Annotated in this window: 13 protein-coding genes and 2 pseudogenes; 9 read left to right on the plus strand and 6 right to left on the minus strand. The window is 68.2% G+C overall.

Annotated elements, in window-relative coordinates; genetic code table 11:
* Positions 1-225 precede the first annotated feature (225 nt).
* From EDD92_RS51695 to EDD92_RS41900, 4 genes are all read left to right on the plus strand, one after another.
* Positions 226-1,788 carry an extracellular solute-binding protein gene (locus tag EDD92_RS51695; RefSeq protein WP_123969114.1) on the plus strand — a complete coding sequence of 521 codons (1,563 nt, stop codon included), beginning with the start codon at positions 226-228 and terminating at the stop codon, positions 1,786-1,788.
* Positions 1,789-2,420: 632 nt separating this feature from the next.
* Positions 2,421-3,908 (plus strand): RICIN domain-containing protein, encoded by a 1,488-nt coding sequence (locus EDD92_RS41890; protein WP_123969115.1) that lies wholly within the window; start codon positions 2,421-2,423, stop codon positions 3,906-3,908.
* A gap of 108 nt (positions 3,909-4,016) precedes the next feature.
* Positions 4,017-4,433, plus strand: coding sequence for an RICIN domain-containing protein (locus tag EDD92_RS41895; protein ID WP_221268192.1), 417 nt, complete (start codon positions 4,017-4,019; stop codon positions 4,431-4,433).
* A 368-nt stretch (positions 4,434-4,801) separates the two neighbouring features.
* Positions 4,802-6,508 carry an RICIN domain-containing protein gene (locus tag EDD92_RS41900; protein ID WP_123969116.1) on the plus strand — a complete coding sequence of 569 codons (1,707 nt, stop codon included), beginning with the start codon at positions 4,802-4,804 and terminating at the stop codon, positions 6,506-6,508.
* Between the two features lie 333 nt (positions 6,509-6,841).
* Here the strand turns inward: EDD92_RS41900 and EDD92_RS41905 are convergent, their stop codons facing one another.
* The 4 genes and pseudogenes from EDD92_RS41905 to EDD92_RS41915 all read right to left on the minus strand — a co-directional run bounded on the left by EDD92_RS41905 (position 6,842) and on the right by EDD92_RS41915 (position 8,585).
* A complete protein-coding gene (locus EDD92_RS41905; protein ID WP_123970788.1) occupies positions 6,842-7,222 on the minus strand; it encodes a PPOX class F420-dependent oxidoreductase in 381 nt (126 codons plus the stop codon).
* An 87-nt stretch (positions 7,223-7,309) separates the two neighbouring features.
* Positions 7,310-7,519 (minus strand): annotated as a pseudogene (locus EDD92_RS52565) (aldehyde dehydrogenase family protein); the annotation flags it as partial.
* 30 nt (positions 7,520-7,549) lie between these two features.
* Positions 7,550-7,870 (minus strand): annotated as a pseudogene (locus tag EDD92_RS52570) (hypothetical protein); the annotation flags it as partial.
* Complete coding sequence (locus EDD92_RS41915; RefSeq protein WP_123969118.1) at positions 7,824-8,585, minus strand: SDR family NAD(P)-dependent oxidoreductase; 762 nt, start codon at positions 8,583-8,585, stop codon at positions 7,824-7,826. The pseudogene EDD92_RS52570 and the gene EDD92_RS41915, both read right to left, overlap by 47 nt.
* 134 nt (positions 8,586-8,719) lie before the next feature.
* On the opposite strand from EDD92_RS41915, the gene EDD92_RS41920 reads away from it, so the two are divergent.
* Positions 8,720-9,328 (plus strand): TetR/AcrR family transcriptional regulator, encoded by a 609-nt coding sequence (locus EDD92_RS41920; RefSeq protein WP_260327150.1) that lies wholly within the window; start codon positions 8,720-8,722, stop codon positions 9,326-9,328.
* A 1,213-nt stretch (positions 9,329-10,541) separates the two neighbouring features.
* On the opposite strand, the gene EDD92_RS41925 is transcribed toward EDD92_RS41920, so the two are convergent.
* A complete protein-coding gene (locus EDD92_RS41925; RefSeq protein ID WP_123969119.1) occupies positions 10,542-12,065 on the minus strand; it encodes a long-chain fatty acid--CoA ligase in 1,524 nt (507 codons plus the stop codon).
* A 149-nt stretch (positions 12,066-12,214) separates the two neighbouring features.
* Here EDD92_RS41925 and EDD92_RS41930 point away from each other — a divergent pair, with 149 nt between their 5' ends.
* Positions 12,215-13,399: a CdaR family transcriptional regulator gene (locus tag EDD92_RS41930; RefSeq protein WP_399185096.1), complete on the plus strand. Its 1,185-nt coding sequence runs from the start codon at positions 12,215-12,217 to the stop codon at positions 13,397-13,399.
* Positions 13,400-13,579: 180 nt separating this feature from the next.
* Here EDD92_RS41930 and EDD92_RS41935 read toward each other — a convergent pair whose 3' ends face one another.
* Complete coding sequence (locus EDD92_RS41935) at positions 13,580-14,281, minus strand: FadR/GntR family transcriptional regulator (protein WP_123969120.1); 702 nt, start codon at positions 14,279-14,281, stop codon at positions 13,580-13,582.
* 164 nt (positions 14,282-14,445) lie between these two features.
* Here EDD92_RS41935 and EDD92_RS41940 point away from each other — a divergent pair, with 164 nt between their 5' ends.
* The 3 genes from EDD92_RS41940 to EDD92_RS41950 are packed head-to-tail and all read left to right on the plus strand — an operon-like array spanning position 14,446 to position 18,054.
* Positions 14,446-15,519 (plus strand): sugar ABC transporter substrate-binding protein, encoded by a 1,074-nt coding sequence (locus EDD92_RS41940; RefSeq protein ID WP_123969121.1) that lies wholly within the window; start codon positions 14,446-14,448, stop codon positions 15,517-15,519.
* The gene (locus tag EDD92_RS41945; protein WP_123969122.1) at positions 15,516-17,036 is read left to right on the plus strand and encodes a sugar ABC transporter ATP-binding protein; all 1,521 of its coding nucleotides are present in this window, start codon (positions 15,516-15,518) and stop codon (positions 17,034-17,036) included. Before EDD92_RS41940 ends, EDD92_RS41945 begins: the two co-directional genes overlap by 4 nt.
* Positions 17,029-18,054: an ABC transporter permease gene (locus EDD92_RS41950; protein ID WP_123969123.1), complete on the plus strand. Its 1,026-nt coding sequence runs from the start codon at positions 17,029-17,031 to the stop codon at positions 18,052-18,054. Before EDD92_RS41945 ends, EDD92_RS41950 begins: the two co-directional genes overlap by 8 nt.
* The last annotated feature ends 23 nt before the right edge of the window (positions 18,055-18,077 follow it).

An 18,077-nucleotide genomic window follows, 5' to 3' on the forward strand; every position in this document is an offset into this window, starting at 1 on the left:
CACCCATCGCGTCGGCCTGCGGAAATCCTGCAACTGGCGCCCAGGGAAAGCGATTTCCCCAGGTCATCGGTTTTCGTAGGGGTTACAAAAAGGGATGCGCACCTCTTGACGTTCGGTGGGCCGAACCGCTCTCATGGGCTCATTGTTCGATCTCGTTCGCTTCTGGTCGATCGTGTGTCATGTGGTCTGGATTCCGATGACCGCTGCCCTGCCCCAGGAGTCCTCATGCAACTTTCTTCCTCTGGTCTCTCCTCTCCCGGCCCCGCTCGCCGCACGCTGCTGCGGGGGGCGGGTGGGGCAGTTGCGTTAGGCGCCGGCATCCCGCTGCTGAGCGCCTGCGGCGGCAGCGGCACGGCCAGTGACCGGAAGACCGTCACGGTCGGCTCCAACGCCTCGGACGCGGTGCCGAAGAAGGCGTTCGCCTACATCTACGCGGCCTACAAGAAGAAGTCCGGCATCACGGTCGACGTGAACACCAAGGACCACAACACGTTCCAGGAACAGATCAACTCGTATCTGCAGGGCACGCCGGACGACGTGTTCCACTGGTTCGCCGGATACCGCATGCAGTTCTTCGCGGCCAAGGGCCTGGTCACCCCGATCGACGACGTGTGGAAGACCGTCGGCGGCAACTTCCCCGTCGCGATGAAGGTGCTCAGCCAGGGTGAGGACGGCAAGTACTACTTCGTGCCGCTGTACACCTACCCCTGGGCGATCTTCTACCGGAAGAGCGTCTTCAAGCAGTACGGATACGAAGTCCCCACCACCTGGGACGACTTCGTAGCTCTGTGCAAGCAGATGAAGAAGGACGGGCTCGTCCCGATCGCCTTCGGCGACAAGGACGCCTGGCCCGCGATGGGCACTTTCGACCAGATCAACTTCCGTGTCAACGGCTACGACTTCCACGTCGAGCTGATGGCCGGCAAGGCCTCCTGGACCGACGCCAAGGTGCGCAAGACCTTCGACCGGTGGACCGAGATCCTCCCCTACCACCAGGACGGTGCCGTCGGCCGCACCTGGCAGGGCGCCGCCCAGACCCTGGCCTCGAAGAAGGCGGGCATGTACCTGCTGGGAACCTTCGTGGCCCAGCAGTTCACCAACCCGGCCGACCTGGACTTCTTCGCCTTCCCGGAGATCGACCCGGGGTACGGCCAGGAGACCGTGCCGGCGGTGCTGCTGACGCTGTTCCTGTCCTCGATGGTCGCGTTCCACGTCAGCCGCTTCGACTTCCGCCTCAACCTCGCGCTGCTGCTGGACTTCACGGCCGGCAATCTGCTGCCGCAGCAGGTCATCATCACCCCGCTGTTCCGGCTGTATCTGCTGGTCGACCTGCCCGGCATCACGATGAGCGGCAAGCTGTACGACTCCGCGCTCGGCCTGGTGCTGATCCATGTGGCCTTCCAGTCCGGCTTCTGCGCCTTCGTGCTCAGCAACTACATGCGCTCCCTGCCGCACGAGCTGACCGAGGCGGCGCTGGTGGACGGCGCCTCGGTGTGGCGGCAGTACTGGCAGATCACTCTGCCGCTGTGCCGCCCGGCGATGGCGGCCCTGGCGACGCTGCTGTCCATCTGGATCTACAACGACTTGTTCTGGGCCATCGTCCTGATCTCGACAGGGGAGAACTTGCGGATCACCTCGGCACTGAACAACCTCTCCGGGCAGTACTTCACCGACCCCAACCCGATCGCCGCCGGCGCCCTGCTCACCGCGATCCCCACCCTGATCGTGTACTTCGTACTGCAGCGCCAGTTCGTCAGCGGCCTCGCCCTCGGCGCCAACAAGGGCTGATCGTCGGCCCGCGCTGCCCCCGTTCCGCCCTTCCCACCCCCGACATCCTGGAGCCGGTAGTGAGCACGCAGCGGCAGCTGTCCCTCCCCAGCACGAGCGCCCACGCCTCACGACACCCATCCCGATCAAGAGCAGGTGACTCCGGACAGATCAATGCCGACCTCTGCTGCAGGTGCAGCCGCTGGACGGACGCCCCTATTTCCGTGGGCCTCATCCAGCGGTCGAGCGCCCCCGACCGGACGCTCTCCGTCTGCCCGGACTGCGTTCCCCGTTTCACCTGAGCCCCTCTCGCAGCTGACGAGCCGCATTCGTCCCCTACCAGCCGCCGGCGGGCGGGGGCGATGACGGTGGCGCCGACTGCGATGACGACGGCCTCGCCAGACCCCTGCCGGGCTGCCGTCGAACACCTCGGGGAAGTCCGCTGAACGGGACTCGGCCGAAGGCCGACAGCGGACGCACCCCACTTCCCAACCCTCGATCTTGGTCCCACCCCGCACATCGTGTCAGCCGCTGACCGGGGTGGGGTCAGCCCTCATTCCCGATCACAGATCGACGAATGGGCCCAAGAGCCGCCCGAGGGCGGGTTCGACTCTCCTTCCCGAAGCCGCCCTCCCGTTCACGAAGGAGCAATGATGCTCAGACGTGTTCTCACGCCGTTGCTGGCTGCCTGCGCCAGCGTGCTCGCACTACTGGTGGTTGCGCCGCCCGCCCAGGCCGCCCCGGTCACCCTGGACAACCCCAACGATTTCATCGGGACCAATGGCGCCCCGGTCGACGCACACGGCGGCGGGATGATCAAGCACACCGATGGCTACTACTACTGGTTCGGAGAGAACCGCCACCCGAACAACACCTTCAAGGCCGTCTCCGTCTACAAGTCGGCCGACCTGAAGAAGTGGGAGTGGGTAGGCGATGCCCTCAACCAGGCGAGCGATCCCGAGCTGAAGTCCGCCAAGATCGAGCGTCCCAAGGTGATCTACAACAGCACCACCAAGAAGTTCGTCATGTGGATGCACAAGGAGAACGCCACGGACTACGTCGAGTCGAGGGCCGCCGTCGCCGTCTCCGACGAGATCGAGGGCCCCTATGACTATCTGGGCAGCTTCCAGCCGCCGAGTGGCAACGACACCGCCCAGACCACTGAGTCCCGGGACATGACGCTGTACGTGGACAAGAACGCGGACGGAAGTGAGACCGCCTACCAGGTAACGGCCGCCAAGGACAACGCAGACCTGCGCATCTACAAGCTCAACGCCGACTTCACCGGGTACGCCGACAACCCATTGGTCGCCAACCCCTGGCCGGGCCAGAAGCGGGAGGCCCCGGCGCTGTTCAAGCGTGACGGTGTCTACTTCATGTTGACCTCCGGCCTCAGCGGCTGGAATCCCAACCAGCAGAGGTACGCCACCGCCGCCGGCATCGCCGGCCCCTGGACGGAGATGAAGGATGTCGGTGACGGCATCGCCTACGACTCCCAGACCACGTTCGTGCAGCCCATCCAAGGCACGTCGGGCAACACCTCGTTCCTGTACATGGGCGACCGGTGGGCCGGCGCCGACAAGCAGGGCAGGAACGGCCCGGTCAACGACTCCACGTACGTCTGGCTGCCGTTGACCTTCCCCACCAGGACCACCATGAACCTGCCGTGGTACCCCAAGGTCGAAATCGACGCGGCGGCGGGGACGGTCAAGGGCGTGGGCGGCGGCCCCTACTACAACCTCGTGGCCCGGCACAGTGACAAGTGCGTCGACGTCCAGGACAACTCCGCCGCCGACAACGGCCACGTCATCCACTTCGCCTGCAACGGCGGCCTCAACCAGCAGTGGCGTCTGGAGGACGCGGGCGGCGGCTACTACCGCGTCCTCGCCCAGCACAGCGGCAAGTGCCTGGATGTCGAGGGTGCTTCCACCGCAAAGGCCTTCGTCAACCAGTACAAGTGCGGCAGCGGCCAGAACCAGCAATGGAAGTTCGAGGACCAGGGCTACGGCTACTACCGCCTGGTAGCCCGGCACAGCGGACTCTGCTTGGACGTCCCGGAGGGCTCCGCCGAGGATGTCCGCCTCATCCAGTACAAGTGCGGAACCGGCACCAACCAGCAGTTCAAGCGGCTCACCGCTTGACCTCCTGGACTGGGGCAAATCCGGACTCAACACCGCGAGCCGTACGAGTGCCACGACGCGACGGCGCTGAGCGGATACGAGACGCAGCAGTTCGATGCCTTCTCGGTCGTGCCCGGGACTGATCCGACCCCCAAGCGCGTCGGCGCCGTCCCTTCGGGCATCCCCGACATGTGCCTGGATCTCCCCGAAGGCAAGCTCGAGAATGCAGCTCGGGTGAAGACCTACCGGTGCAACAACACTTTCGCGCAGACCTGGACCTACAACCCGGCCGACGACACGATCAGGATCGGCGGCACCTTCTGCCTGGATGTCCCCAGGAAGGCCACGACGAACGGCACCAAGGCCGAGATCTACACCTACAACGGTGGATACAACCAGAAGTGGACGCAGCTGGCCGACGGCAGCCTCCGCGGCACCCAGTCCGGCCGATGCCTGGACGTCCCGGAGTTCGCCACCAGCCCTGTCGAGGTTGAGATCTACACCTGCAACGGCGGTAACAACCAGAAGTGGAAGCTCCCCGTCTAGGAAGCTGGCGGAGATCCCCTGTCATCCAGGAGATCTCCGCCCCACCTCGACACCTCAACAGCGGCATCCCCCTGCCGCTCCTCTGTCCGCGTGGCCATCGCCGGGCTTCCGCCGGTGATCGAAATCGCAGACACCGGCGACCAACTCGACATCATTGCGCGGCTCTCCAGGGGGCCGTTACGCAGTCCACCCCACCCGCGTCTACTCAACCCCCGCCGACGGCACATCCGTTTGGTTCGCCATCACCGGCCCTGCCCACTGAACCCCTCTTTCGAGCTCCGTGGTCCCGGTGCACGAGGTGGACTGCCGGACCTTCGGATGCCCCGCGCCGGGCCCCCACCACGCAAAGACCCAAGAAAGAGGTTCTCATGCGAACAACAAGACATCTCGCGGTCCCGGTCGGCCTGAGCCTCGCGGCATGCGCCCTGACCGGGACCGGCGCTACGGCCCACGCGGCCTCGGCAGCCCCCGTCTCCGGCACCGTCTACACCCTGACGAACGTCGCGAGCAAAAAGCTGATGGACGTCAAACTCGCCTCGACCGCCCCCGGCGCACCCGTCATCCAATACACGTCGAACAACGGGGCCAACCAGCAATGGTTGCTGACCCGGACCAGCTCCGGCGCCTACACCGTCAGGAGCGCCAACAGCGGCCTGTGTCTGGACACCCCTGCCCCGCAGAGCGAAACGACGCAGCTCGTCCAGAACACCTGCGACGGCGCCGGCGACCAGCAATGGAAGCTCCAGCCCGCGGGCGACGCCTACAACCTTGTCAACGCCGCCAACGGCCTGGTCGTCGACAACAAGCAGTCGTCGGACAAAGACGAAAACGAGATCATCCAGTGGCCGTCCAACGGCGGCGACAACCAGCGCTGGACCCTCACCCCGGTCTCCGCCCCGCTCACACGGGTCGGCACCTACACCGCCGGCCTGATGAAAAACGGTGAATCGTTCACCGACAAGAGCATCCGCATGGTCGCACACACCACCGTCGCAGGGTCCCAGCTCCGCGTCCGACTCAGCAACCGCTACGGCACCGGACCGCTGACCATCGACGCCGTCGACCTTGCCAGGGAAGGCAGCACCCCCGGCACCGCCGTCCGCGGCACCCATCGCACCGTCCTCTTCAACAAGAGCGCCTCCGTCACCCTCCCCGCCGGGCAGGACATCGCCAGCGACCCGATCCCGATGGCCGTGGCCGCGGACACGAACCAGCTCGTGAGCCTCCACGTGTCGGGCACGTCCCCCGCCGCCACCTGGCACCAAGAGGCACAGCAGACCGCCTGGGTCGCCTCCGGCAACCACGTCGACGACGACGGCCTCGGCAACTACCCGACGAACAAGTGGTCCTGGTACTTCCTCGAGGGCCTGGACGTCATCTCCTCGACCGCCACCGGAACCCTGGTGTGCGTCGGGGACTCCATCACCGACGGCGTCGGTTCCCCTGGGGGTACCAACCGTCGCTGGCCCGACCACCTAGCCCGGCGCATGAACTCCGCCCCCGGCGGCCCCACCCTCGGCGTCGTGAACGCCGGCATCGGCTCCAACCGGATACTGACAGACGCCTGGTGGACCAACCCAAGCCTCAGGAGCCGATTCGGCCGGGACGTGCTCGGCCAGCCCAACGTCAAGAGCGTGATCCTGCTGGAGGGCATCAACGACATCGGCAGCTACATCAACCAGGACGGACAGCCTCTGACCGCCAAGAACCTTGAGGACGGCATCCAAAGCGTGATCGACCAAGCCCACGCCGTCGGTGTCAAGATCTTCGTCGGCACGATCTTGCCCTTCAAGACCCCAGACGCAGCCGCGGATGGTGGTAAGTGGAAGTCGAGTTACTGGAACACCACCAAGGTCAAGAACCCTACCGGCGAGCAGATCCGCCTGGACGTCAACCATTGGATCCGCAGCAATATCAGCGTGGACGGCGTCTTCGACTTCGCCACGACAATGGCGGACCCCAACGACCCTCAGCAGCTCAACCCCGCCTACGACAGCGGCGACCACCTGCACCCCAACGGCGCCGGCTACCAGGCGATGGCCAACGCCGTGGACCTCGCCCAGCTCAGGCCGTAACACCGTGACGCGGAGCCTCGGCGGCCCCGCTGTTCAAGAGCGCGGATGAAACGTGCACGACCCGGCCCTGCTGCGCCCGCCCGCGCAACCCGACGTAGAACGGCTGTTGCGCGGCGGCCGCGGCATGGTCCGCATGATCACGCTCGACGCCGAACCGGCGAACGGACTGGACGCGGTGCACGCCGTGGTCCACCGCGGCGCAGCGGCCGCGATCGGACACACCGAAGCCACGCACGAGGTGACGCGACTGGCGATCGAGGCCGGCGCGAGCGTCGCGACCTCGATCGCAGGCAGCACGTCGACGCCACGACGTGCAACCAACCCTTCCCCCTGTTACGCGGTGAGCCGCACGCGGATGCCCAGGGTGCTGTCCCTTCCCTGGAGCCGACTCTGGAGGATCATGAGTCGGCCGAGGATGCCGTACTTGCGGGCGATGAGTTTGCGGTAGCGGGCGCCGGTTGCCTCGTCGGTGATCTCGGCGGTGGCCGGGACCTGCTCGCCGGTCGGGTTGCCGCGCAGGTCGCAGGGGCCGACGAGGATGTCGCCGCGGGCCCGGATCCGCTTGACCTTCCAGGAGTCGGCGGGCGTCCGCACGCCCAGCGTGTCGCCGTCGCGCACCACCCACACCGGGGTGGCGACCGGGGTGCCGTTCTTGCGGTAGCTGGTGACGAGCATGTACTTGCCGGCGCCGAGCTGCTCCAGCGTGTCGTCCATGATGCGTTCGTGCTCCTTGCTCTTGTGTTCTGGGTCGTGGGCCACGTGGGCGGCGTACCGCATGGGGGTGCCTTCTGCCGGGATGGTTCAGCTCAGTGGGCCGTCGAGGACGGCCTCGCGGTGGCTGAACGTCTCGATGGAGTAGCGGCCGTGGTAGTGGCCCATGCCGCTCTCGCCGACTCCGCCTGAGGGGAGCGTGGCGGCGAGGTGGCGCATCGGCAGGCCGAAGTTGAGGCCGCCCGAGGAGGTCTCGACGGCGAGGCGGCGCTCGGTGCCGTTCTGGGCGAATGAGACCAGCCGGCCCACGCCTCCGAGGAAGATCGGAACTGCCAGGAAGTGGACGAGCACTCCCTGCCGGTGGATCGTTGCCGCCGTCCAGAAGAACAGGGGAGCCCAGCCGACGTGGACGCCTGCCATGAAGCGGTGCACGCTGTCCGCGTCCGCGGGGCCTCCCTGCGCCGGCAGTTGCAGGCCGTCTCCGAGCGCCATGGCGGTGGCGAGCAGCAGGCAGACGCGGACGACGGTGTCGGCTGCTGTGACAGGAACGCGGGCCGCCATCACGACTCCCTGTGTATGCGGGAGTTGGCCTCGGGACGGGTGGTCAGGCCTGCTCGGTGGGGCGCACGAGCAGTTCGCCGACGGCCACATGACGGGGGCGGGTCACGATGTAGCCCACGGCGTCGGCGATGTCCTGGCTCTGGAGGCGCTCGATGTCACCCAGACCGGCGGCGAGTGCCTTCAGGACCGGTTCCGGGTTGTGCGTGCGCAGTTCGGTGTCGACGCTGCCCGGCTCGACGACGGACACGCGGACGTGCTGGCGTGCGAGTTCCTGGCGCAGCGACTCGCTGAAGGCGTTGACGCCGAACTTGCTGGCGCTGTACACGGCCATCATGGGGTAGGCGGTGCGGCCGTTGAGCGAGCTGATGTTGACGATGTCGGCGACCTGGCGAGGCTCGTCGGCGGCGGCCTTGACCAGGTGGGGGACGGCCGCGTGGGCGGTGTACATCAGGCCCATGAGGTTGATGTCGATCATGCGCCGCCAGTCGTTCAGGTCCGCGCCGGGGGTGGGGCCGAGCAGCATGAGGCCGGCGTTGTTGACCAGGATGTCCAGGCGGCCCAAACCGTCGACGGTCCGCTCGACCGCCTCCGCGGCGGCCTCGGCGGTGGTGATGTCGGCGGGCACGACCAGGGCCTTCCCGCCGGCGTCCGTGATCTGCGCGGCGAGGTCGGTGAGCCGGTCCGCGCGCCGGCCGATCAGGGCCACGGAGGCACCCTCGTCGGCGAGTTGCAGGGCGGTGGCGTGGCCGATGCCGCTGGAGGCCCCGGTGACCAGGGCGGCGGTTCCTTCGAGACGACGAGTCATGGATCAGACCTTTCGATGAACGGCCACACCGTTGCGGGCCGTAGGGGATGCCGTAGGGATGGGCAGTGACAGCGCTGGTGCGGCCGTATGGGGCTGGAGGCCACTCAGAGCCGGGCCACGGGCAGAATGAGGAAGTGAGCACTACTGGGCGGAAGGCAAGCAACGCCAAGCGTCAGGACAGCACGAGCGAGGCGAACCTGCCTCCTCGTGAACGTCTGGTACGAGCGGCGTCGCGGCTGTTCTACTACGAGGGTGTGCGCGCGATCGGCGTGGAGCGGCTGATCGCCGAGGCCGGGGTGACGAAGGCGACGTTCTACCGGCACTTCGCCGCCAAGGACGACCTGGTCGTGGCCTATCTGCTGACCAAGGACGCCTACTACAAGGGGGTGGCCGAACCGCTGGCCGCCGCGCATCCGCCCGCCGAGGCGATCGACCTGATCTTCGAGGCGATCGCCGAGCACGCCCGCGAGCGCGGCTTTCGCGGATCGCCGTTCATGAACGCGGCCGCCGAGTACCCGGACGCCGACCACCCTGTCCGCGCCCTGGTGACCTCCCACCGGGACTGGATCCGCGGCCTCTTCCGGGAGCAGCTGACCCGGCTCGGCCACGCCGACCCGGAGTCGGCCGCCGGTGCGCTGCTGATGCTGTACGACGGCGCGATGGCCGCCGGCTACCTCGACGACCAGACCGCCGCCCACAAGACCCTGCTGGACGCCGTCCGGCTGATCCGGTCGGAAGGCTGACCCCGTCGGGGCACCATCGAGCGGCGACCCTGTGCAGGGCCCCGACCGGGCCGGGGCGCGGATTGGTTTCACGGAACTTTGATCTCTCTTCGACGTGCACCGGCGACCTCCTGCCATGTCTCCGCCTGGAGGCAGCCCAGTCAGGAAGCCCGATCGACCGCCTCGCCAGAGGTAGGAAGACCGGTCGTTCTACTATTCGACGATAGCTCCCGCGACGTCCGTGCGCCACTTGTCGCCCCGCTTGTGGGATCCCTCACGAGGTTGCAGAGCGGAGGGGTGAAGACCGCGGCGCGCGGTGACAATGGCTCGCTGGGTTCGTTTTATGTAGATTTTTCTACAGGGATTCTCGGTCGCACGACTAGGCGCGAGCGTCGTGCGTTCGGAGCCGGTTAAGCCCGTATCGACTTACGCATTTGAGCAGGCAGAGGGGATGTCCGGCCGAAGCGGAGGCGAGAATCCTGCCCGGATCGGCTCGGAGGGTGTCCATTTGCTGCCCGCGTCTTCTTCCGTGGATCGGCAACGTTCCGGCGCGGCCGGTCCACGGCATCAACTCGGGTCGTGCGCTATGTCGGTCGGACGCCTCCTTGGTCGACACGGCTGAGCGTGGCGCTTGTTGAGGTTGTTGCCCGTGGTGTGAGGAGCGATTGACGTTCCCGCTTCTCGGTCGCCGACATGCTGACGCTGACGCCCCTGCCTGATGTTCGGCTGCCGCGCTTGCGGCCCGACATGAGACGGCCCCAACGGAGCTGAGCCCGGAAACTTAGGAGATTCCACAGGGCTTCTGCAAGGGATTGGAGGAAGTCTCTTCCAAGCTCTCGGAGCTGCGTACGGGAGTCACGCCCGTGAGGCTCTGTCGCTCGACTGCCCTGCGACTGCGACTGCGACTGCGACTGCGACTGGGACTGGGACTGGGACTGGGACTGGGACTGGGAGTGTCGGCGGGGCGGATGTGCGCCATGGGGGCGTGCCCATCACTCCCGGCCCGCGGAGCTCGGCCCCAGGAGTCGTCATGCAACTTTCTTCCTCCGGTCTTTCCTCTCCGGCCCCGACCGCCGCGCGCTGTCGCGGGGGCTGGGTGCCCGCGATCCCCACGCTGATCGTCTACTTCGTGCTCCAGCGGTAGTTCGTCAGCGGCCTGACGCTCGGCGCCGACAAGGGCTGACTCGGCGGTCGTCAGAGGCGCGGCGCCTTCCCACCTCGATCAACCAGGAGATCATCCCACGGGGTCGGTCAACGTGACGGAGCCCGTCCGGTGCGTAGGCGCGGTGATCTCCCTTTTGAGGATCTTGCCGCTGGGGCCGGTCGGCAGCGTGTCCACGAGCCACACCTGGCGTGGGTACTTGTACGCCGCCACCCGCTCCTTGACGAACTCCTGGAGCTCGGCGGGCGTGACCTGGGCCTTCGGACGCAGCACAACCGCGGCCGCGATCTCCTCGCCCAGATGCGCGTCGGCCACGCCCACCACGGCGGCCAGCGCGACGGCCGGGTGTTCGTGGAGCACTTCCTCGATCTCGCGCGGGTAGACGTTGTAGCCGCCGCGGATGATCATGTCCTTCTTGCGGTCGACGATGTAGAGGTAGCCGTCGTCGTCCTGGCGTGCGAGGTCTCCGCTGCGCAGCCAGCCATCGGGGATGGTGGCCGCCGTCTCCTCGGGGCGGTTCCAGTAACCCTTCATCACGTTCGGCCCGCGGACGGCCAGTTCGCCGATCTCGCCGGGAGCCACGTCCTGGCCCTTGTCGTCGAGGAGCCGCACCTGAACGTCCTTGATCGGGGTGCCGATGGATCCGGCCTTGCGCGGCCGGTCGGGGTGGTTGAAGGTGACGACCGGACTGGTCTCGGACATGCCGAAGCCCTCCAGCACCATGCACCCGAAGCGCCGCTCGAAGCCGTGCAGGATCTCCACCGGCAGCGAGGCTCCGCCGGAGACGCACATCCGCAGCGTGGACACGTCTGCCTGCGACGGGTGCTGGAGCAGTGCGGCGTACATGGTCGGTACGCCCTCGAAGATCGTCGCCCGGTCGCGGGCGATGGCGTCCAGCACGGTCTGCGGGTCGAAGCGGGGGATCAGGGTGAGAGAGGCGCCGGCGCGGATGGTCACGCTCATCGTGCAGATCTGGCCGAAGATGTGGAACAGCGGCAGGCAGCCCACGACCACGTCGTCGGCCGTCATCCGCTGCACATGGACCGCGTTGACCTCGGTGTTGTGCCGCAGCCCGGCGTGGGTGAGCGTGGCGCCCTTGGGACGGCCGGTGGTGCCCGAGGTGTACAGCAGCACGGCCACGTCCTCACCGTCCGGCTCGCTCACCTCCGGCAGCGGCTCGTGACCGGCCAGCAGGTCCGCGAAGGTGAGGGGCTCGACGGCCATGTGCCGTACTCCGGCGGCGGCCGCGCCCTGCGCGCCCTCGCCCGGCGCCTGGTGCCACTCGAAGACCATCTCCGCGCCCGAGTCGCGCAGGTGGTACTCGGTTTCCCGGGTCTTGAGCAGCGGGTTCATCGGGACGACGACCGCTCCCGCGCGCAGCAAGCCGTAGTACAGGACGACGAACTCGGGAACGTTGGGCAGCATCAGAGCGACCCGGTCTCCCGGTCGTAGCCCCTCGGCCCGCAACAGTGCGGCGGCGCGGGCGCTGCGCTCGTCGAGCTCCGCATAGCTGATGACCTGGCACCCCAGCCGTAGCGCGGGGCGTTCCGGCTGTCGCCGTGCCGTCTCCACCAGGAATTCCGCCAGATTGGCCATGGCCGCCTCCACGAATGTCGCCGTCGAAATCCGTTGTTCACGCTCACGACATCGTGCAGATGTCCGTGGCGGCGACCTATATGGGCTGCGACAGCGTCCGGCCTCCTGGATTGTTTCCGGGGACAAAACAGGCGCGTTACGCTGCGGGAATGAACCTCTCAGGGGTGGTTTCCGCGCTTCAGGCGAGGCTGCCTGAACTGGGCGAGCGGATGGCGCAGCGCATCCGCTCGGGCGTCGATGCCTACAAGGACGAGTCGCTGATCCCTTTCGACTCGCTGCGCCGCTCGTGCACCGCCAACGCGGACCTGCTCCTGAAGCAGCTCGGCCGCGCGGGCGAGCAGGACCCGAGCCCGGCACGGGAGACCGGCCGCCTCCGCGCAGAGCAGGGCGTGCCACTGGCGGACACCCTGCACGCGTACCGGGTCGGATTCGAACTCCTGTGGACGGAGATCCTCGCCGAGGCACGCAGCCGTCCCGAGGTCGCCGACGCCCAACTGGTGTCCCAGTCGGCCGAGATCTGGGCGCTGTTCGGCCGCTACGCGGAGGCGGTGGCGGCGGCCTACCGGGAGACGACCGCAGAGCTGACCTCTCGGCGTCAGGCGCGCCGCTCGGCACTGGTGGAGGCGCTGTTCACCGGCGTCATCGCCGACCACACGCTGTGGGAGGCCGCCCGTGAGCTGGGCCTGCCCGACCGGGGCCCCTACGTCGTCGCCGCTGCCGCAGCCGACGCTCCCGGCGAGGAGCCGCTGGCCGGGGCGGAAGCGGCGCTGCGTCAGGCCCAGATCCACTTCGCCTGGCGGTTGCTGCCGGACCAGCAGATCGGCCTGGCCGCCGTGCCCACGGCGACCGCGGAGAGCACCTGTCTGCGCATTCTGCGCCGGGCGGGTGCCCGCGTAGGCATCAGCCCGTGCTTCCACTCGCTGCGGGACACCCCACGGGCCCTGCGCTTCGCCCGTCTTGCTCTGGCCGGCCTCCCGGGCACCGGCCCCGGCGTCGCGCGGTTCGACGACGACCCGCTGGCCATGATCGTCGCCGCGGCCCCGGCCGAGGCGGCGCACCTAGTGGAGGTGGTCCTCCAGCCCCTGCTCGACCTCCCGGCCGCGGAACGTGCCCGCCTCCTGGAGACCATGGAGCACTGGTACGCCGCCGCAGGCTCCGCCACCGACGCGGCGCGCAGCCTGTTCGTCCACCCCAACACCGTCCGCTACCGGCTGCGACGTGTCGAGGAGCTCACGGCCCGCTCGCTGTCCGATCCACGGGCGGCGGCGGACATCCGCGTCGCGCTCCTGGCGGTACGCCGGGCGAGCGCGTCCTTCAGTGACGTCATTCGGTGACTCGGCTGCGTACTGCTGCCGCACACGGTGTGTCGTGGTGCTCAGTGCCTCGGGCCGCGCCGGCGTTGGTACACCTTGCGACCTGCGCTGTACCAAAGTGCCGACTGTCTCCCTGATTCCGTTGGACGACGGTCGCCGGCGTCAGCCCGGGGCTGACGCCGGCGACTGGCCGAACAGCGGTCACCTTCCGAGCTGCGCCCGCAACCACTCCTCCACCTCGCCCACATGTGCGGCCGCCGCCGCCCGTGCCGCCTCCGGGTCGTGGGCCACCAGGGCCCGGTGGATCGCCGCATGCTCGCGGCGGGTGCGGGCGAAGGCGCCCTCCTCCTGGTAGCCGCGCCACACGCGGGCGCGGAAGGTGCGGGAGGACAGGCCTTCCAGGATGGCGGCCATGGTGTCGTTGCCGGCGGCCACCGCGATCTCGCGGTGGAAGGCGAGGTCGTGGGCGAGGATCTCCTCCGGGTCGTCGGTGGCGTTCATCGCCGTGAGGTGTTTCTCGACCTCGGCGAGCTGGTCGGGTGTGATGCGGGCCGCCGCCAGTGCGGTCGCCGTCGACTCCAGGATGCGCCGCACCTCCAGGAGCTCCACCAGACGCGGGCCCCGGGACAGGTCGGCGACCACGCCGAACGTCTCCAGCAGGTCCCCGGCCTCCAGTTGGGTGACGTAGATGCCGGAGCCGTGCCGGGCCTCCACGACACCGAGCACCGTGAGCGCGCGGATCGCCTCGCGCATGGAGCTGCGGGAGATGCCCAGCTGGGCGGCGAGGTCGCGTTCGGTGGGCAGCCGCTGGCCGGGCTCCAGACGGCCCTCCGCGATCATCGCCTTGATCCGTTCGATGGCGCGCTGCGTCACCGTGCCCTTCTGCGGGGCGGTCTCGTCCACGCCGTTCCTCCTGTCACCCGGTGCGCCGCAGTCTAACCGCGGGGGTGGTCCTACCAATACTGTCAGGAACGGCGAAAATCTGCCGTCGGAGGGTGTTGTTCCGGGGAAGTGGTCTGATAAATATGCGGGCATCTGCTCGAACACGCTCAACGAGGAGCCGCCAGATGCCCGGCAGGACAGTGGGGAAGCGGAACAGTTTTCGAATGGTCGGTGTGCTGGCCGTGGCCGCGAGCGCCTCGCTCGCGCTCGCCGCGTGCGGCAGCACCAAGGACACCGGCGGCTCCGGCAGCGCCGGAGGCGGCGGCACCGGCAAGGTCGGGGTGATCCTGCCCCTGCTGACCTCGCCGTTCTGGCAGTCGTACAACGACTACGTGCCGAAGATGGCGAAGTCCGAAGGCGTCGACGCGCTCAAGACGGTCAACTCCAACAGCGATCCCTCCCAGCAGATCACCGACATCAACAACCAGCTCAACCAAGGCGTGAAGGGACTGGTCGTCGCCCCTCTGGACAGCGCCGCCATCGAGGCCGGCCTCGACCAGGCCGACCGCAAGGGCGTGCCGGTCGTCGCGGTCGACGTGGCGCCCGACAAGGGCAAGGTCGCCATGGTCGTACGCGCCGACAACGTCGCCTACGGCACCAAGGCCTGCGACTACCTCGGAGCGCACATCACCAGCGGCAAGGTCGTGCAGATCATGGGCGACCTCGCCTCGGTCAACGGCCGCGACCGCTCCGAGGCCTTCCGCTCCTGTGTGAAGCAGAAGTACCCCAAGCTGAAGGTGCTGGAGATCCCCGCCAAGTGGGAATCCGACGCCGCGGCCTCCAAGCTCGACACCCTCCTCAACGCCAACCCCGACATCAAGGGCATCTACATGCAGGCCGGCGGCGTCTACCTCGCGCCGACCCTGCAGACCCTCAAGTCCAAGGGCATGCTGAAGAAGGCCGGCGCCGCGGGCCACATCGCCATCGTCTCCAACGACGGCATCCCGCAGGAGTTCGACGCCATCCGCAAGGGCGAGATCGACGCGACCGTCTCCCAGCCCGCCGACGCCTACGCCAAGTACGGCATGTACTACATCAAGGCGGCGATGGAAGGGAAGACCTTCAAGCCGGGCCCGACCGACCACGACTCGACCATCGTCAAGCTGCCCAGCGGCATCCTCGAGGACCAGCTGCCCGCCCCGCTGGTGACGAAGGACAACGTGGACGACCCCAAGCTGTGGGGGAACACGGTCAAGTGAGCGTCCAGGACAGCCCGCCCGTGCCCCTCGTCGAGGCGCGGGGCATCGTCAAGCGCTACGGCCCCACCACCGCCCTCGCGGACGGCCGGCTCACCGTGCTGGCCGGCGAGTCCCATGCCCTCGTCGGCCGCAACGGCGCCGGCAAGTCGACCCTGGTCAACGTCCTCACCGGACTCCAGGCGCCGGACGAGGGCACGGTCCGCTTCGACGGCGAACCCGCGCCCCCGCTCGCCGACCGCGACGCCTGGCGCCGCAAGGTCGCCTGTGTCTATCAACACCCCACGGTCGTACCCGAGTTGACGGTCGCCGAGAACCTCTTCATCAACCGGCAGCCCCTGCAACGCGGCTTCATCAGCTGGCGCCGCCTCAAGGCGGAGGCGGCCCGGCTCCTCGACACCTGGGACGTGCACGTCGACCCGGAGGCGCGCACGGCCGACCTCAAGGTCGAGGACCGCCAGATGGTGGAGATCGCCCGGGCGCTCAGCTTCGGCGCCCGCTTCATCGTCCTCGACGAGCCGACCGCCCAGCTGGACAAGCGGGAGATCGAGCGGCTCTTCAGCCGTATGCGCGCGCTCCAGGACTCCGGTGTCACCTTCCTGTTCATCTCCCACCACCTCCAGGAGGTGTACGAGGTCTGCCAGGCCGTCACCGTGCTGCGCGACGCCCGGTGGATCACCACCGCCCCCGTCGCCGACCTGCCGAGGGCGGCACTGGTGGAGGCCATGGCGGGGGAGTCCATCGAGGTGATCGCGGAACAGGCCGTACAGGAAAGGCTCGTCGACGATCATGCGCCCGTTCTGCTCGACGCCCGCGGGCTCACCTCGGACGCGTACGAGGACGTCGACCTGACTGTGCGGCGGGGTGAGGTCGTCGGCCTCGCCGGATCCAGCGCCAGCGGCAAGACCGAGCTGGCGGAGGCCATCGCCGGCCTGCGCACACCCACCCGCGGAACCGCTCAACTGGACGGTGAGCGGCTGCAGTTCGGGTCGGTGCAGGCCGCCCTGAAGGCCGGCATCGGCTGCGTCCCGCGCGACCGGCACGACCAGGGCCTGGTCGCCGGGATGACCATCGGCGACAACGCCACCATGAGCGTCCTGGACCGGCTGGGCCGCTTCGGATTCATCGGCACCGACCGCAGACGCGGCTTCGCCACCGAGCTGATCGACCGCCTCGACATCCACACCGAGGGCCCCGAGCAGCCCGTCTCCGACCTGTCCGGCGGCAATGCGCAGAAGGTCGTCATGGCCCGCGCCCTCGCCTCCGACCCGCGGCTGCTCGTCCTGATCAACCCCACCGCGGGTGTCGACGTGAAATCCAAGGAGTCACTACTGGCCCGCGTGGACAGCGCCCGTGAGGACGGCACCGCGGTCCTGGTCGTCTCCGACGAACTCGACGACCTGCGGCGCTGCGACCGCGTCCTCGTCCTCTTCCACGGCCGCGTCGTCGCCGAGCACCCGGCGGGCTGGCGCGACCACGAGCTGATCGCCTCCATCGAAGGAGTGGACCACCATGGCTGACACCAAGGCTCCGCCGGTGAAGGCGGTGAGCATGCCCGACGCCCGGGCGGCGAGGGCGGTCCTGCTGCGCCGCGCCCGCGAACTCGCACTCGTACCCGCGCTGTTGCTGCTGCTTCTGCTCGGCGCGGTCCTGAACGACTCCTTCTTCACCGAGGCCACCCTGATCTCCATCCTGGCCTCGTCGACGTCGCTGGCGATGGTGGTGCTGGCCGAGTCGCTGGTCCTCATCACCGGCAAGTTCGACCTGTCACTCGAGTCGGTGGTCGGCATCGCGCCGGCGGTGGCGGCGCTCCTGGTGCTGCCGGCCGCCCAGGCCGGCTGGGGCACGGAACTCCCCGCCGGGCTCGCCCTTCTGGCCATCCCCCTGGTGGGTGCGGCCATCGGTGCCTTCAACGGCATCCTCGTCGTGAAGGTGAAGCTCAACGCGTTCATCGTCACCCTCGCGATGCTGATCATCCTGCGCGGGCTGCTGGTCGGTGCCACGAAGGGCAAGACGTTGTTCGGCATGCCCGACGCGTTCTTCTCGCTGGCCACCACCACGTTCCTGCGCATACCGATCTCCGTGTGGGTGGCCGCCGCGGCCTTCGCGATCGCCGGGCTGGTGCTCAAGTACCACCGTGTGGGGCGTTCGTTGTACGCGATCGGCGGCAACCTCGAGGCGGCCCGCGCCGCTGGTATCCGTGTCGACCGCGTCCGGCTGGGCGTCTATGTCGTCGCCGGCGTCCTCGCCTCGATCGGCGGCCTGATGTACACCGGTTACGTCGGCGCCATCGGTGCCAATCAGGGCCAGAACATGATCTTCACGGTGTTCGCCGCCGCCGTGATCGGAGGGATCAGCCTCGACGGCGGCAAGGGCACCATGTTCGGCGCCCTGACCGGCGTACTCCTGCTGGGTGTGGTCAAGACCATGCTCACCATGGCCCAGGTGCCGTCGTTCTGGATCGACGCCATCTACGGCGGAATCATCCTGCTCGCGCTCATCCTCGCCCGCCTGACCACGGGCCGCGCCCAGGACTGACCCCCGCCCCCTGCCCCCGACCG

Origin of the sequence: Streptomyces sp. TLI_185 (genome assembly GCF_003814765.1) — a bacterium.
GTDB lineage: Bacteria > Actinomycetota > Actinomycetes > Streptomycetales > Streptomycetaceae > Streptomyces.

Bases quoted from the DNA above. Each gene is read 5' to 3' on its own strand.
- EDD92_RS51695 (WP_123969114.1), top strand. From the start codon at position 226: ATGCAACTTTCTTCCTCTGGTCTCTCCTCTCCCGGCCCCGCTCGCCGC.
- EDD92_RS41890 (WP_123969115.1), top strand. From the start codon at position 2,421: ATGCTCAGACGTGTTCTCACGCCGTTGCTGGCTGCCTGCGCCAGCGTG.
- EDD92_RS41900 (WP_123969116.1), top strand. From the start codon at position 4,802: ATGCGAACAACAAGACATCTCGCGGTCCCGGTCGGCCTGAGCCTCGCG.
- EDD92_RS41905 (WP_123970788.1), bottom strand. From the start codon at position 7,222: ATGGACGACACGCTGGAGCAGCTCGGCGCCGGCAAGTACATGCTCGTC.
- EDD92_RS41915 (WP_123969118.1), bottom strand. From the start codon at position 8,585: ATGACTCGTCGTCTCGAAGGAACCGCCGCCCTGGTCACCGGGGCCTCC.
- EDD92_RS41925 (WP_123969119.1), bottom strand. From the start codon at position 12,065: ATGGCCAATCTGGCGGAATTCCTGGTGGAGACGGCACGGCGACAGCCG.
- EDD92_RS41930 (WP_399185096.1), top strand. From the start codon at position 12,215: ATGAACCTCTCAGGGGTGGTTTCCGCGCTTCAGGCGAGGCTGCCTGAA.
- EDD92_RS41940 (WP_123969121.1), top strand. From the start codon at position 14,446: ATGCCCGGCAGGACAGTGGGGAAGCGGAACAGTTTTCGAATGGTCGGT.
- EDD92_RS41950 (WP_123969123.1), top strand. From the start codon at position 17,029: ATGGCTGACACCAAGGCTCCGCCGGTGAAGGCGGTGAGCATGCCCGAC.